The 14511-nt window shown below is 64.1% G+C and carries 17 protein-coding genes; 9 read left to right on the top strand and 8 right to left on the bottom strand.

Going from position 1 to position 14511, the window contains the following annotated elements; genetic code table 11:
* Positions 1-23: 23 nt before the first annotated feature.
* The 5 genes from ACVWY3_RS06785 (at position 24) to ACVWY3_RS06765 (ending at position 4645) form a co-directional block, all read left to right on the top strand.
* Positions 24-1310, top strand: coding sequence for an ABC transporter substrate-binding protein (locus tag ACVWY3_RS06785; RefSeq protein WP_456837777.1), 1287 nt, complete (start codon positions 24-26; stop codon positions 1308-1310).
* Positions 1310-2269, top strand: coding sequence for an ABC transporter permease (locus ACVWY3_RS06780; RefSeq protein ID WP_456837776.1), 960 nt, complete (start codon positions 1310-1312; stop codon positions 2267-2269). Before ACVWY3_RS06785 ends, ACVWY3_RS06780 begins: the two co-directional genes overlap by 1 nt.
* On the top strand, positions 2269-3147 hold the full coding sequence (locus tag ACVWY3_RS06775; protein WP_456837775.1) for an ABC transporter permease: 879 nt from the start codon (positions 2269-2271) through the stop codon (positions 3145-3147). Before ACVWY3_RS06780 ends, ACVWY3_RS06775 begins: the two co-directional genes overlap by 1 nt.
* A 21-nt stretch (positions 3148-3168) precedes the next feature.
* A complete protein-coding gene (locus ACVWY3_RS06770; protein ID WP_456837774.1) occupies positions 3169-3900 on the top strand; it encodes an aspartate/glutamate racemase family protein in 732 nt (243 codons plus the stop codon).
* 250 nt (positions 3901-4150) lie between these two features.
* Positions 4151-4645 carry a hypothetical protein gene (locus ACVWY3_RS06765; RefSeq protein WP_456837773.1) on the top strand — a complete coding sequence of 165 codons (495 nt, stop codon included), beginning with the start codon at positions 4151-4153 and terminating at the stop codon, positions 4643-4645.
* Between the two features lie 184 nt (positions 4646-4829).
* On the opposite strand, the gene ACVWY3_RS06760 is transcribed toward ACVWY3_RS06765, so the two are convergent.
* Positions 4830-5225: a hypothetical protein gene (locus ACVWY3_RS06760; RefSeq protein WP_456837772.1), complete on the bottom strand. Its 396-nt coding sequence runs from the start codon at positions 5223-5225 to the stop codon at positions 4830-4832.
* 105 nt (positions 5226-5330) lie between these two features.
* Entirely contained in the window at positions 5331-5639 is a 309-nt protein-coding gene (locus ACVWY3_RS06755; protein ID WP_456837771.1) for a hypothetical protein, read from the bottom strand.
* A gap of 140 nt (positions 5640-5779) precedes the next feature.
* Between ACVWY3_RS06755 and ACVWY3_RS06750 the strand changes: the two genes are divergently transcribed.
* A complete protein-coding gene (locus tag ACVWY3_RS06750; protein WP_456837770.1) occupies positions 5780-5944 on the top strand; it encodes a hypothetical protein in 165 nt (54 codons plus the stop codon).
* On the opposite strand, the gene ACVWY3_RS06745 is transcribed toward ACVWY3_RS06750, so the two are convergent.
* Entirely contained in the window at positions 5941-6471 is a 531-nt protein-coding gene (locus ACVWY3_RS06745) for a gamma carbonic anhydrase family protein (RefSeq protein ID WP_456837769.1), read from the bottom strand. The genes ACVWY3_RS06750 and ACVWY3_RS06745 overlap by 4 nt on opposite strands.
* Positions 6472-6555: 84 nt before the next feature.
* Positions 6556-6885 (bottom strand): DUF6949 family protein, encoded by a 330-nt coding sequence (locus ACVWY3_RS06740; RefSeq protein WP_456837768.1) that lies wholly within the window; start codon positions 6883-6885, stop codon positions 6556-6558.
* Positions 6886-7104: 219 nt separating this feature from the next.
* Between ACVWY3_RS06740 and ACVWY3_RS06735 the strand changes: the two genes are divergently transcribed.
* Positions 7105-7812, top strand: coding sequence for a hypothetical protein (locus ACVWY3_RS06735; RefSeq protein ID WP_456837767.1), 708 nt, complete (start codon positions 7105-7107; stop codon positions 7810-7812).
* Between the two features lie 500 nt (positions 7813-8312).
* On the opposite strand, the gene ACVWY3_RS06730 is transcribed toward ACVWY3_RS06735, so the two are convergent.
* Together ACVWY3_RS06730 and cysE are read right to left on the bottom strand one after the other, a co-directional pair.
* Positions 8313-8531, bottom strand: coding sequence for a DUF3126 family protein (locus ACVWY3_RS06730; RefSeq protein WP_007602550.1), 219 nt, complete (start codon positions 8529-8531; stop codon positions 8313-8315).
* Positions 8532-8653: 122 nt separating this feature from the next.
* Positions 8654-9478 (bottom strand): serine O-acetyltransferase, encoded by an 825-nt coding sequence (gene cysE, locus ACVWY3_RS06725; RefSeq protein WP_456837766.1) that lies wholly within the window; start codon positions 9476-9478, stop codon positions 8654-8656.
* Positions 9479-9769: 291 nt separating this feature from the next.
* On the opposite strand from cysE, the gene ACVWY3_RS06720 reads away from it, so the two are divergent.
* Positions 9770-11134, top strand: a complete 1365-nt coding sequence (locus ACVWY3_RS06720) for a hypothetical protein (protein WP_456837765.1) — start codon at positions 9770-9772, stop codon at positions 11132-11134.
* A gap of 270 nt (positions 11135-11404) precedes the next feature.
* Here the strand turns inward: ACVWY3_RS06720 and ACVWY3_RS06715 are convergent, their stop codons facing one another.
* Positions 11405-11818 (bottom strand): hypothetical protein, encoded by a 414-nt coding sequence (locus ACVWY3_RS06715; RefSeq protein WP_456837764.1) that lies wholly within the window; start codon positions 11816-11818, stop codon positions 11405-11407.
* Positions 11819-11926: 108 nt separating this feature from the next.
* Between ACVWY3_RS06715 and ACVWY3_RS06710 the strand changes: the two genes are divergently transcribed.
* A complete protein-coding gene (locus ACVWY3_RS06710; protein ID WP_456837763.1) occupies positions 11927-12862 on the top strand; it encodes a LysR family transcriptional regulator in 936 nt (311 codons plus the stop codon).
* A 432-nt stretch (positions 12863-13294) separates the two neighbouring features.
* On the opposite strand, the gene ACVWY3_RS06705 is transcribed toward ACVWY3_RS06710, so the two are convergent.
* Complete coding sequence (locus ACVWY3_RS06705) at positions 13295-14506, bottom strand: IS91 family transposase (RefSeq protein WP_456837762.1); 1212 nt, start codon at positions 14504-14506, stop codon at positions 13295-13297.
* Between the last annotated feature and the right edge of the window lie 5 nt (positions 14507-14511).

Here is a 14511-nt window from a genome sequence, read left to right as displayed (position 1 = left end):
TGCGCAACAGAGGAGTGACTGACATGACCGAGACGACCAAGAAGGGTTTTAGCCGCCGCACCCTGCTCAAGGGCAGCGCGGGTCTCGCCGGCCTTGCCGCCGGCTCCGGCGCGATCACCGGGTTTCCCTATGTGATGTCGGCCGAGCCGAAAGTGCTGCGCTATCTCGGCACCGCCGTGAACGAGGGCGACGACATCTCCAAGCAGTGCCTGAAGGACACCGGCATCAAGATCGAATACATCACCGCGACCACCGACGACGTCACCAAGCGCGTGATGACCCAGCCGAACTCCTTCGACGTGCTGGACACCGAATATTTCTCGCTGAAGAAGATCGTGCCGTCGGGCAACATCCTTGCCCTCGACGCCAAGAAGATCAAGGAATTCGACAACATCACGCCGGTCTTCACCAAGGGCGAAACGCCCGGCGGCAAGAAGATCGGCGGCCAGGGCACCGCGCCCTGGAAGGTGCTGTATCTCGAAGGCAAGGACTCCAAGAAGTTCGCGACGTCGGCGACCGAGTTCGTCACGCTAATCCCGACCGTCTACAACGCCGACACGCTCGGCATCCGCCCCGATTTGATCAAGCGGCCGATCAGCACATGGGCCGAGTTGCTCAACCCCGAATTCAAGGGCAAGGCATCGATCCTCAATATCCCATCGATCGGCATCATGGATGCGGCGATGGTCGTGGAAGCCTCGGGCAAATACAAATATGCCGACAAGGGCAACATGACCAAGGAAGAGATCGATCTCACCATGAAGGTGATGACCGAGGCGAAGAAGGCCGGCCAGTTCCGCGCCTTCTGGAAGGACTTCAACGAGAGCGTCAACCTGATGGCTTCGGGCGAGACCGTTATCCAGTCGATGTGGTCGCCGGCGGTGACGAAGGTGCGTTCGATGGGGATCGCCTGCACCTTCCAGCCGCTGAAGGAAGGCTATCGCTCCTGGGCCTCGGGCTTTTGCGTGTCGAAAGGCGTGTCGGGCGCGAAGCTCGATTGGGCCTATGAGTTCGTCAACTGGTTCCTGTCCGGCTATGCCGGCGCCTATCTCAACCGCCAGGGCTATTACTCCGCCGTGCTCTCCACCGCGAAGGCACATATGGAGCCGTATGAGTGGGCGTACTGGATGGAAGGCAAGCCGGCCGAGAAGGACATCAAGGCGCCCGACGGCTCGCTGCTTGAAAAGGCCGGCGCGGTGCGCGACGGCGGCTCCTACGAGGACCGCATGGGCGCGGTCGCGTGCTGGAACGCGGTGATGGACGAGAACGACTACATGGTCCGCAAGTGGAACGAGTTCATCGCGGCGTAATGGATATGTCGGAAGAGGTTTTGCAACAGGCGTCCCCGGGCTTGATCCCGGGGGCGGGCACAGCGCGCGCCGCGAAGCCGACGCGCCTGCCGCCCTCCTTCGTCTCCTGGCTCCAGGCCGGGCCGATGATGCTGGTGTTTCTCGCCTTCTTCCTCATTCCCCTCGTGTTCGTCGTCATCGTCTCGTTCTGGGACTACAACGAATACCAGTTGCTGCCGGCCTTCTCCGGCCGCGGCTACACCGACACGTTCGAGGGCTGCATCGCGCAGCTTCCCGATCTCTGCACCATCGGCAAGACCTATCTGAAGACGCTGAAGCTGTGCTTCTTGGTGTGGGCGATCACGCTCTTCATTGGCTTCTGGGTCGCCTACTTCCTCGCCTTCCACGTCAAGTCCAAGACCTGGCAGATGGGATTGTCGTTGCTCTGCACGATCCCGTTCTGGACCTCGAACGTGATCCGCATGATCGCGTGGATCCCGCTGCTCGGCCGCAACGGTCTCGTCAACTCTGGCCTGATGAAGACCGGTCTGATCAACCATCCCGTGGAATGGCTGCTGTTCTCCGAATTCTCCGTGGTGCTCGCGCTGGTCCACCTCTTCACCTTCTTCATGGTGGTGCCGATCTTCAATTCGATGGTGCGCATCGACAAGTCGCTGATCGAGGCCGCCTATGATGCCGGCGCTAGCGGATTCCAGACGCTGGTCAACGTCGTCATTCCGCTGGCAAAACCCGGCATCGTGATCGGCTCGATCTTCGTCATCACCATCGTGATGGGCGACTTCATCACTATCGGCGTGATGGGTGGCCAGCAGATCGCCGCCGCCGGCAAGATCATCGAGACGCGGCTGAACGCGCTGCAATTCCCCGCCGCGGCGGCCAATGCCGTGATCCTGCTCGCGATCACTTTCCTGATCATCACCATGATGTCGCGCATCGTCGACATCAGGAAGGAGCTGTGATGAAGGAAGGACGCCCGCGCTCGTTCTATCTGCTCGCGATCTTCTTCGCGGCCTATGTGCTGTTCCTCTACGGCCCGATGATCGCGATCTACGTGCTGTCGTTCCAGGGGCCGCAGGGCGGCCTCACCTTTCCGATGAACGGCGTCTCGACGTTCTGGCTGGCAAAGCTGTTCGAGGGCACCGGCATCGTCGATCTCGGCGCCGCCTTCCGCCGCTCGCTGCTGCTGGGCCTCGTGGTGATGGCCGTCACCGTGGTGCTGTCAGTTGCCGCCGGCATGGCGTTCCGCAGGAAATTCAGGGCGCAGAGCATCTTGTTCTATTCGGCGATCGCGAGCCTCATCGTGCCCTCGATCATCACCTCGCTCGGCATCTCCCTGGAATTCCGCATCATCGACGATCTGATCAAGGCGCATTGGAACGAGAAATTCGAGACCTCGATGGGCCTGCTCACCTCGGGCCTCGGCGCGCACCTGACCTGGACGCTGCCGTTCGGCCTGCTCATCATGTTCGCAATCTTCAACCGCTTCGACCCGCGCCTCGAAGAAGCCGCGCGCGATCTCGGCGCGACGCCGTGGCAGACCTTCCGCTACGTCGTGCTGCCGATCATCCTGCCATCTGTGATCGGCATCGGCCTGTTCGGCTTCACGCTGTCCTGGGACGAGCTGGCCCGCTCCAGCCAGGCGATCGGCCCGGTGAACACGCTGCCGCTCGATCTGCAGGGCCTCACCACCACCGTCACCAAGCCCGATATCTACGCGCTCGGCACCGTGATCTCGGCGGTGTCGTTCGCGGTGATCGCGCTTGCGCTCGGCACCATCCACATGCTCAACAGGCGGCAGGCGGCCAAGGGCTCGGACGCCGGCAAAGGACTTGTCTGAGAAGGGGCTTGTCTGATCGCGATGCGGCTGCACATCGTCAATCCCAACACCACGGCGTCGATGACTGCGAAGATCGCTGCTGCGGCGCGCAGCGTGGCGCTGCCCGGCACCGTGATCGATGCGCGCCAACCGACGATGGGTCCGGCCTCGATCGAAGGCTTTTATGACGAAGCCTTCGCAGTACCGGGCATGCTCGGCTGCATCCGCGAGGCCGACCGCGATGGCGCGGATGCGCACATCATCGCCTGCTTCGATGACACCGGCTTGGATGCCGCGCGCGCGGCCGCGAAAGCGCCGGTGATCGGCATCGGCGAAGCCGGCTTCCACATGGCGAGCCTGATCGCGGCGCGCTTTGCCGTGGTGACGACGCTCGGTGTCTCCATCGTGCCGATCGAGCACAACTTGCGGAAATACGGCCTCGCCGAGCGCTGCGCCCGGGTCCGCGCCGCCGAGGTGCCGGTGCTCGCGCTCGAGGAGCGCAACGGTGATGCACTTGGAAAAATCTCCGCGGAGATCACCGCCGCGATCCGCGACGATCGTGCCGAAGCCGTCGTGCTCGGCTGTGCCGGCATGGCCGATCTCGCCGCTGAACTCGCCGCCACCCACGGCTTGCCTGTGGTCGACGGCGTCGCCGCGGCGGTGACGTTGGCAGAAGGATTGGTGCGGTTCGGGCTGAAAACGTCGCGGCTCGGGCCCTACGCCGCGCCGCGATCGAAGACCTATTCCGGCCCGTTCGCGCCGTTCCAGCCGTGAGCCTTGGCCGGCCGACCGGCACACTATTTTCGGGCCACCCCGTGCTAAGAGCCGTTTTTTGCCCGCCGATCCCGGTTCCGGAAGGCCGCCGGGGCTTGGCATAGTTACGTTTTCCGGCTCACGGCCTCTTTTTGGTCCCATTCCTTCCGGAAACGTAACGTTTTCGGGACCTCCCGGCCGCCCCCCGGTCTGCGTTCTCGGGTTGCCGGTCTTCGCCAATGACCAAGTTTCAATTTGGGTTTTGTCAGCGATGATCGATCTCGCCGAGGACACATCGTCCACCCCCCTCCTTCGTCTCGGCGCCCAGCCTATCGTGCTGACCGCCGCCGCCCTTCTGCTGCTGATTGCCGGCGTGACCTCGGTCGCGATCTGGCGCGCCTATACCGGCGCAGCTCCCGAGAGCGACCGGGTGGTGACGTCGCGGCAGCTCCAGGCCCGCACGGCCCAGGCCTCCGAGCAGCTGGTCGAGAAGACCAAGGGGCTGGAGGCCACCCAGCAGGAATCGATCGACCAGCTCCAGGTGGTGCAGGACCAACTCCAGACGATGAAGCGGCTGATGGCGGCGCAGCAGTCGGACACCAAGCGCCTCTCCGAGCAGGTCGCAACGCTGAACGAATCGATCGACGGCTTGCGGCAGTCCTTCGCCAGCGCGCGGGCGACAGAGGCGGAGACGCCCTCGGTTACCCGCCGGAAACCGGCACGGCACCGCGTGCACGCCAGCGCCCGCAAACGCTCGCGCGGCTGATTAACCGCGACCCGACTTTATTTTCGGCACTTGTGAACTGGATCACATTCCCGCGTGTGATTCCACGCCATGCTCGCCGTCACCGGATGGCGTGAGCCGATTTCAATATCCGGGGCTGGCAAGGTCGTTGACGGTATACTGCGTCAACGGCCTTGTTCTTTTGTGGGTTCGGCCGGCCGGCCGGCTATTCGCAAATATCGACGCGGGTGTATCGCCATCCCGCAGGCGTCATCACCCGCTTGCGCACGACGTAGCAACCACCATAACCACCGTCGTCGTAGCCGGTCCCATAATAATAGGGGTCGCCGTAATAATAAGGGTAGCCGTAGCCATAATAGCCGCCGTAAAGGCCGGCGCCGGCAAGTCCTGCCCCGAGAGCAACGCCGGGCCAGAAGCCGCCGCCATGCCAGTGGCCGCCATGGCCCCAGCCGCCACCACCGTGCCAGCCGCCACCGCCATGCCAGCCGCCGGCGTGGAATCCGCCACCATGTCCGAAACCGCCCGCAGCTTGAGCTGCCTGCGGCGCCCACAGTCCGACTGCCGCGACGGCCAGCGCCGCCATGATCATCTTGCGTAACATCGCTCGATCCTCCGCGTGGACAGCTCCACGCTTCAAAGCAGGATCAAGCTACTACCGTCGCTTGGGCATTCCCGACAGCCACACTGTCTCACTTCCGCGCGAGCATCAGCAGCCGCGGCAGATGCTCTTGAGCTTCTTGTCGAGCATCCGGTTCTCGGCGTTCACGGCGGCATCGGTCGATCCACCGCTGCCGGTCCCGGTGGTAGCTCCCGTGCCCGGGCCGGATGATTGAGCCGTACCCAAACTATTGGTCCCGGGCGGCGGAGCTGGGGAATTGGCGACACCGCCGGCCGATCCGGTTGATCCGGTAGAACCTGTGCCGCCGGTTGCTTGCGCGAACGATGCAGCCGGCATCGCCGCGAGACTGAGGATCGCGATCAAGGTCTTCATTGTAGCGGTTGGCAATCTGGCCATCAGGCACGCTCCTTTGACTGATCAACCACCCCGGCAAAGACCGGTTCCGGAACAAATGAGGTCCCATCAGCTTGAACCGACAGGCGCGCCCACGCGCGCTGATCACCGCGCCGCCGGAATAATGGGAAGGCAAAGTCACGATGACAGATCGCGATCCTTTTGCAGAAGGCGAACGCGCCGCACGCGAGAACATTCCGCCCGAAGCCAATCCTTACCCAGACGGCAGCGACGAGCATGCGCTGTGGTCGGCGGGGCACGGGAAAGTCGCAAGCGCCATGGAGGCCCGCGAGTCCGAAGGCAGCTAGCCGATCCGCTTCAGGCCTTTCTTGAAGCGCGGACCGTTGGCGACATAGAACCTCGCCGCGCTTCCCATCTTCTGGACCTGGGCGTCATCGAGCGTGCGGATCACGCGCGCGGGCGAGCCGATGATCAGCGAGCGCTCGGGAAATTCCTTGCCCTCAGTGATGACCGAGCCGGCGCCGACGATGCTGTTGCGGCCGATCTTCGCGCCGTTCATCACGATCGAGCCCATGCCGATCAGCGCGCCCTCCTCGATCGTGCAGCCGTGCAGGATGACGTTGTGACCGACGGTGCAGTTCTTGCCGATGACAAGCGGAAAACCGAGATCGGTGTGACAGGTCGAGCCGTCCTGGACGTTGGCGCCCTCGCCGATCTCGATCCACTCATTGTCGCCGCGCAGCACCGCGCCGAACCAGACGCTGGCGCCCGCCTTCAGGCGCACGCGGCCGATCACGGTCGCGGTCTCCGCGATGAAATAATTGCCGTCGGCGGGAAGATCGGGCGCCTGCCCATCGAGCTCGTAGATCGCCATGGAGGTCTCCTGTCAGGTTGACCCTGGCATAGCGAAACGACGGCGAAGAGGCAAAGGGCCGCCGCGCGGCCCTGCGGAACGGCGTCAGACCAGCACGCCGGCCGCGCGCAGCGTCATCAGGAAGAAGGTGCCGCTCATCATGCTCCAGAAGGCGGCGATGAGCGTCGCCATCATCACGAATTCCAGGCGGCGGCTTTCCAGCCGCATGCCGCGCAGCGTGTTGCGCATGATGATGAAGGGCGCCGCGAACACCAGGAACGGCACCGCCGCGAAGGTCTTCGGCGCCACGCCGGCCTGCAACAGGCCGAACCCGGCGGGCCGCTGCGTGGCGGCCTGATATCCGTTCACGAGCGCGCCGGCGAGCGCGAAACCGATGCAGATCGAGAAGAAGGTATTGAGAGCTTCTGGTGTCATCGGAACAGTCCGCCCTTACGCAAACGCGAGCAGCCTTCCTGTGACAAAAAGTGCTGGTTAACGCTACATTATCCTTAAGAGAAGGTTAACGCCGCCGGCTCGCCGGCGCAGGGCCCTCCCCGCTCCCCGCAGGCGGGGAGCGCTGCGCGAAATCGTCGCCGCATGGCATATTCGCCGCTGATTCGTCGGCCAGCGGCCGACCTCCGGCTCGCGCAACCCATGACGATGTTTTCGGCAGCTTCCCTCAGGTCCCCCCGGACGCGCCCCCGGGCACATGTCGTCCCGATCATGCTCGGCGGCACTGCAGCGGCGTGCGCGGTCGCGCTGGTGGCCTATCTGCTGTGGCCGACCTGGGGCACGGGCGGCGCCAACGCGCCGGACAAGCTGCCGGTGAGCGTCGGGGGCACGCTGTTCAACCTGCCGGCGGCGGCGATCCGCATGAAGATCCAGCGGCACACCGGGCCGCAGGAGCGCATCGATCTCGACTTCCTCTATCCCTCGCTGGAGCCGCCCGGCGCGCCGAAGCACGTCACCGCCGACACCGTGGACGTGGCGTTGCAATCGATCGACCGCATCTTCCTGTCGATCGCGGCCCACCACGAGGCGCTCTCGCCCGAGCAGCGCACCAGCACGATCTATCCACGCTATCTCGACCAGGCCGCAACCCAGCCGGAGGACGGGCTGACGATACGGATGTTCCGCGCTGAGACGCCTTACGGCAGCGAGGAGCTCTACACTGCCGCAAGCCCGGCGCTGACCGCGCGCTGCACCCGCGATGCGGCGACCCCGGGCATGTGCCTCTCCGAGCGCCGCGTCGGCGGCGCCGACCTCACCTTCCGCTTTCCGCGAAGCTGGCTGTCGCAATGGCGCGAGGTCGCCGAGGCGATGGAGAAGCTGACGGCGCAGTTGCGCGGACCGAAGAGCTGAGCGCCCTCTCTGCCTCACCCGCGGGACGAATCCGGAGCCGCCCGAACAAAAAATCGAAAACAACCATGCACAGTAGCCGGGCGGCCTGTGATGGCTTCGCGTTTTCAAAAATTCGCCTTTTTCGAAGTCACACTTGACCCGTCGGGCAAAACAGTGGCATGATGTCAGTATGGGCGATCGACGTGAACGGCGCGGCAACACCTCTCCTGCCTGGCTCGCAATGAGAATGTGGAGGGAGCGCGCCTGCGTGCCCCGGACGCAGCGCAGTGTCTCTTCGACGGTGCGCTGCTGAGCCGGGCCCATGTTGTAGAGATGGGCCGTTTGGATTCTGGGTCCCGGCTCTGCCCTGCAACGCCGTAAGCGCGTTTACGCGCGTCTTCGACGCGCTATGGGGCGTTGCCGTGCGTCCGGGACACGAGAGAATGCTGGGCAGTCGCCGCGCGGCTTCAATGCGAGCGCAGCGAAGGCTCCGCTTCGCTCGCGCGACGGCGTAACAACAACTATTCCTGATCGACGAGGTCGTCCTCGAGGATCGCCATCTGGAACTGGAACGAGCGATCGTCGTCCTCGTCGTCGACGAAGAGAACGCCGATGAACTCCTCGCCGATATAGACTTCGGCGCTGTCATCCTTCTTCGGCCGCGGCACGACGCGAATCTTGGGATTGCCGAATACACGCTTCAGATAGGCATCTAACTTTCTGACTTCTTTGACGTCCACGGCAAGTCTCCGATCGAAATTTGTCGGCGGGTTTTAAGACGTGACGCGACGAACCGCCAGCATGAATTGCCAAAGAATTTGGGGACGACAAGCGCCGGACAATCCGGCGCTTGCTCGTAAACTCAAAGCCCCATCGCGTTGATCATCTGGTCCATGGTGCGTGACGGCTCGGCGCAGCCGGCTTCGCCGACGATCTTCGCCGGCACGCCCGCGACCGTGACGTTGTGCGGCACCGGCTTGACCACAACCGAGCCGGCGGCGATGCGCGCACAATGGCCGATCTCGATGTTGCCGAGAATCTTCGCGCCGGCGCCGATCAACACGCCGTGGCGAATCTTCGGATGACGATCCTCGTTCTCCTTGCCGGTGCCGCCGAGCGTGACGCCGTGCAGGATCGAGACGTCGTCCTCGATCACAGCGGTCTCGCCGCAGACGAAGCCGGTGGCGTGGTCGAGGAAGATGCCGCGGCCGATGCGCGCGGCCGGATTGATATCGGTCTGGAACACCGCCGACGACCGGCTCTGGAGGTAATAGGCAAAGTCCTTGCGGCCCTTCAGATAGAGCCAGTGCGCCAGGCGATGGGTCTGAATGGCGTGAAAGCCCTTGAAGTAGAGCAAGGGATCGATGAAGCGCGAGGTCGCGGGATCGCGGTCGTAGACGGCGACGAGATCGGCACGGAAAGCGTTGCCGAGATCGGGATCGTCCCGCAGCGCCTCGTCATAGGTCTGGCGCACCAGATCGCCCGAAAGTGCGGAGTGATCGAGCCGGTCGGCGAGACGATGGATCACCGAATCCTCGAGGCGGCTGTGATGCAGCACCGTCGAATAGATGAAGGTTGCAAGCTCGGGCTCGCGATGGACGATGTCCTCCGCCTCGCTCCGAATCCGGTCCCAAATCGGATCGAGCGATGCGAGCTTTCCTCCCGGATTGACCTGATGCACTGCCATGATTTTCTCTCTGGGATCTGCTCTTTCGAATGGGCTGGTTTAGTTGGCTCTATAACACAGTCTAGGCGACAAAGTCCTGACGGGCTTGCCTGAGAGTGAACAGCGCCTTGCCCCGCGAAAACATGCCAACCTATTGAAACCAAACGGTTTCTTTTGACGCCCGCCCAAGCGGCAAGGTCGGCTCAAAATGGTCAGGGTTTGGCCAAATTCAAGCCGGGCGGCGTCAAACTATTGGTGAATTCCGCCTCGACCGTTATTGCGGGCATGGTCCCCGGGGACGACGGAGCAATCTTGAGCATCACCACCGATCAATTGCGCGCGCGCGCCGCTGATACGTTTTGGCTGCGGCTGGCGGCGGCGACCCTGCCCCTCCTGATGATCGCGCCGGCGTTCTGGAACGGCTACCCGCTATTGCAGTGGGATACCGGTGGCTATCTGGCGCGCTGGTACGAGGGTTATCTCGTCCCCAGCCGCTCCACCGTGTTCGGCCTCTACCTGCACTATGGCGAGAGCTTCAGCTTCTGGATCAACCTCGCGGTCCAGTCGCTGGCAACGCTGTGGCTGCTTCAGCTCACCCTGCGCGTGCTCTCGATGATGCAGACCTTCCGCTTCGTCGCGATCAGCCTGCTCCTGATCCTGTCGACCGCCCTGCCCTGGCTCGCCAGCATGCTGCTCACCGACATCTTTGCCGGCCTGTCGATATTGTCACTGTTCCTGCTGGTCGCCGGCGGAGCGCGCACGTCGCTGCTCGAAAAGATCTCTCTATTCGTCTTCACCGCCTTTGCCGCCGCGACCCACAGTGCCACGCTCGGCGTGCTGCTCGGACTCTGCGCCGCCGGCTGGATGGCGCGGCCGTTTCTTAAGTCTCGCCTGCCGCTTGCCGGATTAGCGCAGGCGAGCCTTACCATCGTCGCGGGCGGCGTGATGCTGGTGTCGGCGAATTACGCGCTATCGGGCAAATGGACCTGGACGCCTGGCGGCTATGGCGTCGCCTTCGGCCGCATGATGCAGGACGGCATCGTCGCACGCTTTCTCAGCGATCACTGCCCGCGCGAACGCTTCAAGCTCTGCCCGTATCGCCACGAGCTGCCGGCGAGCGCCGACGAGTTCCTGTGGGGCAAGAGCATGTTCAACACGCTCGGCCGCTTCGAAGGCATGAACGACGAGATGAGCTACATCGTCGTGCATTCGCTTGCCGACTATCCGGCCTGGCAGGCCGGCGCAGCGCTCCGAGCGATGGGCCAGCAATTGCTGCACGTGGCGACCGGCGAAGGCACCAACGGCTGGATCCCGCACACCCGCAGCATCATCGAGCGCTACATCCCGGCACAGGTCGGGCAGATGCGCGCGGCGCGCCAGCAGAACTGGGGCCTCAACTTCGACTACGTGAACTGGCTGCATGTCCCTGTCGCGCTGGTCTCGATGCTGACGCTGGTCGCACTGCTCGCGCATGCGCTCGCAAACCGCCGGCTCGACGATCTGACGCTGCTGGCCGCGACCGTGACGCTGGCGCTGCTCGGCAACGCCTTCATCTGCGGCGTGATCTCGGGCCCGCACGACCGCTACGGCGCGCGGATGGTGTGGGTCGCGACGTTTGTGGTGCTGATGGCCGCGGCGCGGCGTTTTGGCGAGGAGCCTACGCGCAACGAAGGATGAAGAGCCATCGCGATTCGTTTCGTCCCGAGCAGCTATCGTTTTCAGACGCAGGTCGAGCGAAATGGTTTTCAATGCCGCTGGTAGCGGCGTGACAATCTCATCTGGATGGAGCAAGCCATGCTCGGACGATGGGATGAAGCACCGATCGGCGTCCGCTCAATGTGCGCCTCGCCATGATGAAACAGGGCGAGACGTAGAGGTTGCGCGCGGCACACGGCTCCCAGAACTTGGTTCACGCCCAGACGAACAGAGGCCGTCGGGTCAATGCGTTCACATAGCTTTGGCGAGCGCGAACAGCCGGAAATCCTCGAGCGCCGCGTGCCGATGCGGGGCAACTTCGCGACGGTAAACCTCGGTGTCGACGATCGAGCGGAAGGTGGCGAAATCGCCGTATTCATTGATCGCCGCTTCGTCCCAGCGTTCGCCTGGCGAGCCGACGAGGCTCGTTAGGACCGGCCCGGAAAACATCCGCACGAGCGGCTTACCGGCCGCAAGACGCCGGAATGCAGGCCTATAGCGTTCATGAAGGGCTTCACGGCCCGAGCAGGGCGCGGCGTCGAAGCCGTCCTCGTACCGCGCATACGCGCGGTAGCGCAGCAGATTGAGCATATAAATCGGCTGGCCGGGTGGAATCGCGCGCTCGGCGGCGTCAAGGGCTTGCAGGGTGATTTCGACGAAGTTCATGGGACTTCCCGCGTTTTCCAGCGCCGCAGAATGCGCGCTGACGCTCCCTGTCTAGCCGCTCGGGAGGAGTTCTTGTAGTGACTGCTTAGCCATGATTATGTGGACCGCATGTCCACAACGACTTTACCTCCCGACGTCTCGCGTCTCCTCGCCTTCGTCCGCGTCGTCGAGGCGGGCTCCTTCGCCGAAGCCGCGCGGCGGGCGGGGACGACCACCTCGGCGATGTCCAAGGCGGTGGCCCGCTTCGAAAAGGCTCGCGGCTTGCGGCTGTTGCATCGCTCCACCCATTCGTTGGCGCTGACCGAAGAGGGTGACAGGCTGATGGCGGCGGGACGCGCGTTGGCCGAAAGTCTCGCCCGTGTCCAATCCGCGCTCGGCGAAGTCGCGCGCGACGATGGCGGACGGGTGCGCGTGACCGCCCCCGCCTCGTTCGCGCGCGCCTGCATCCTGCCGCGACTGCCCGCCTTCCTGCGGGAACGGCCGGAAATCGAGATCGAGGTCAAATTCCGCAACGAGATTCTCGATCTCGCGGCGGAAGGCGTCGACGTCGCGATCCGCTCAGGGCCCCTCGACCGCGCGCCCGGCCATCAGGCGCGGCGGCTTTGCACCTTCTCATGGATCGCTTGTGCCTCGCCGGCCTATTTGAGCGCGCGCGGCGCGCCGGCGACTCCTGACGAGCTTTCCACGCACGACCACGTCGGCTTCCGGAATCCCGCGACCGGTCAGATCCTGACCTGGCGCTTCGCCGACCCGCGCGGCAAAGGACCCATTCGCGTCACGCCCAAGCCCAAGCACATTTGCGACGACGCGCACGCTTCGCTTGCTTTGATCGCCGATGGGTTTGGGGTCGGCTGGGGGCCGGCGTGGCTCGTCAACGAAGACCTCCGCACCGGCCGGCTGGTCGAAGTGCTCGCGCCCTGGCGCGTGTCCGGGGAATCGCTATGGATGCTGCGCACCTCCGACCGCCGCCCGCCCCTGCGCACACAGCGCGTCATGTCGTTCCTCAAAACGCTTCCCGCCGCGTTCAGCGACGAGGCAGCGTGAAGCAACGGCGTCACCGGAATTTGGTCGCCAAGAAACCGAGCTCCAGGTCCCAGGGATTAGAGGCGAAGACCTCTCTTGTGCAGGTTTTTGGACGCCGGCAACGAGAGACGCTCCGCACGCTCAACTAGCCGGCGTCCAAAAAGCGCCAAGGCACGAAGTCGCGGGAAGTTGGGCACTGGCCGGGCAGCGAGTGCTATGCGGATTTGACGGCGGCGCCGACCTCGATGGTGGACGCGACGGAGGCAGGATGTGACCTGCGGATAGGGTCGCGGGCGAGATTGGGAGCATGCAATGGGCATCTCGGCGGCTGCTCGGAGTGCATCAACGCAGGATCCGGGCACTGCTGGATGCCATTGGGTTGAGCGAGAGCGCTACCGGCGTGGAGCCGGCATATCGGGCCAGGAAAACTGCAAGGCTTACACGCGGTGTTGGTCATGACGTGTCGATCCTGATCGGTGTTGGTCGCCAGCTCGGCGCGCAGCCGGGTGCGAAGGTCTCGATGACGATCATGCGCGCGCCACAGCGGGGACATGGGCACGGCAGCACCCGCGGTGGATCCGGCGCACCATCCGGCTCTTGTTGGGGATCGGCGGCAGACGGGACGACATTGAGGAGTGCGCGGGCGGTTGCGATGCTCTCGGCACGGTTGGTTGAGGCAAAGAGCCCGTAGTGGCGGATGCGGTGGAAACCCTTGGGCAGCACGTGCAGCAGGAAGCGCCTGATGAACTCGTGCGGGTGAAGCCGCATGGTCTTCCAACGGTCGGGGCCGCTGACGCGATAGTCCTTCCAGCGGAACGCAATCGCCTCCTCGTCGGCTGCAACGAGGCGGCGGTTGGAGATGGCGACACGATGGGTGTAACGGGAGAGATAGCGCAGCACCTGCGCGGGCCCCGCGAACGGGGCCTTGCAGTAGACCACCCACTTGATGCTGCGCAGCGGGGCGATGAAGCGCTTGAACGTTGTCTTGTCGGCAAGTCCGGCATGGGTGTTGAAGAACTTCAACTCGCCGGCGTCATGCGCATCCATGAGCATCGCCAGTATCTTGCCCCGGAACAGGCGCGCCAGCACGTTGACATGGACGAGGAAGTTGGAGCGCGCGGCGATCCATCGCGTGGTATCGAGCGAGAGCCCTCCACCCGGCACGATCATATGCACGTGCGGATGGTGGGTGAGCGCCGAGCCCCAGGTGTGCAGCACGGCCGTGATACCGATCCGCGCACCGAGGCGCTTGGGATCGCTTGCGATGGCGAGCGTCGTCTCGGCCGCTGCCTTCATCAGCAGGTTATAGATCACGCGTTTGTTCTGGTAGGCGATGTCACGCAACTCGCTCGGCAGCGTGTAGACGACGTGAAAATACGGCACCGGCAATAGCTCCGCTTCGCGGTCGGCCAGCCATCGGCGTGACGCCGCACCCTGGCACTTCGGACAATGCCGGTTGCCGCAGGAGTTGTACGCGATCTCGGTATAGCCGCACGCTGTGTTCTCGCAGCGTGCGACGTGGCCGCCGAGTGCTGCCGTACGACAGCGCTCGATCGCACTCATCACCTTCAATTGCCCGAGGCTCACATGCCCCTGATTGGCGTCACGCCAAGCAGAGCCGTGATCGCGGAGGATGTCCGCGACCTCCAGAACTGGCCGAGCCACCGCCG

The organism is Bradyrhizobium sp. USDA 4486, assembly GCF_054057995.1.
This window is presented reverse-complemented; position numbering and strand designations above follow the sequence as displayed.

Bases quoted from the DNA above. Each gene is read 5' to 3' on its own strand.
- ACVWY3_RS06785 (WP_456837777.1), top strand. From the start codon at position 24: ATGACCGAGACGACCAAGAAGGGTTTTAGCCGCCGCACCCTGCTCAAG.
- ACVWY3_RS06780 (WP_456837776.1), top strand. From the start codon at position 1,310: ATGGATATGTCGGAAGAGGTTTTGCAACAGGCGTCCCCGGGCTTGATC.
- ACVWY3_RS06775 (WP_456837775.1), top strand. From the start codon at position 2,269: ATGAAGGAAGGACGCCCGCGCTCGTTCTATCTGCTCGCGATCTTCTTC.
- ACVWY3_RS06770 (WP_456837774.1), top strand. From the start codon at position 3,169: ATGCGGCTGCACATCGTCAATCCCAACACCACGGCGTCGATGACTGCG.
- ACVWY3_RS06765 (WP_456837773.1), top strand. From the start codon at position 4,151: ATGATCGATCTCGCCGAGGACACATCGTCCACCCCCCTCCTTCGTCTC.
- ACVWY3_RS06760 (WP_456837772.1), bottom strand. From the start codon at position 5,225: ATGTTACGCAAGATGATCATGGCGGCGCTGGCCGTCGCGGCAGTCGGA.
- ACVWY3_RS06755 (WP_456837771.1), bottom strand. From the start codon at position 5,639: ATGGCCAGATTGCCAACCGCTACAATGAAGACCTTGATCGCGATCCTC.
- ACVWY3_RS06750 (WP_456837770.1), top strand. From the start codon at position 5,780: ATGACAGATCGCGATCCTTTTGCAGAAGGCGAACGCGCCGCACGCGAG.
- ACVWY3_RS06745 (WP_456837769.1), bottom strand. From the start codon at position 6,471: ATGGCGATCTACGAGCTCGATGGGCAGGCGCCCGATCTTCCCGCCGAC.
- ACVWY3_RS06740 (WP_456837768.1), bottom strand. From the start codon at position 6,885: ATGACACCAGAAGCTCTCAATACCTTCTTCTCGATCTGCATCGGTTTC.
- ACVWY3_RS06735 (WP_456837767.1), top strand. From the start codon at position 7,105: ATGACGATGTTTTCGGCAGCTTCCCTCAGGTCCCCCCGGACGCGCCCC.
- cysE (WP_456837766.1), bottom strand. From the start codon at position 9,478: ATGGCAGTGCATCAGGTCAATCCGGGAGGAAAGCTCGCATCGCTCGAT.
- ACVWY3_RS06715 (WP_456837764.1), bottom strand. From the start codon at position 11,818: ATGAACTTCGTCGAAATCACCCTGCAAGCCCTTGACGCCGCCGAGCGC.
- ACVWY3_RS06710 (WP_456837763.1), top strand. From the start codon at position 11,927: ATGTCCACAACGACTTTACCTCCCGACGTCTCGCGTCTCCTCGCCTTC.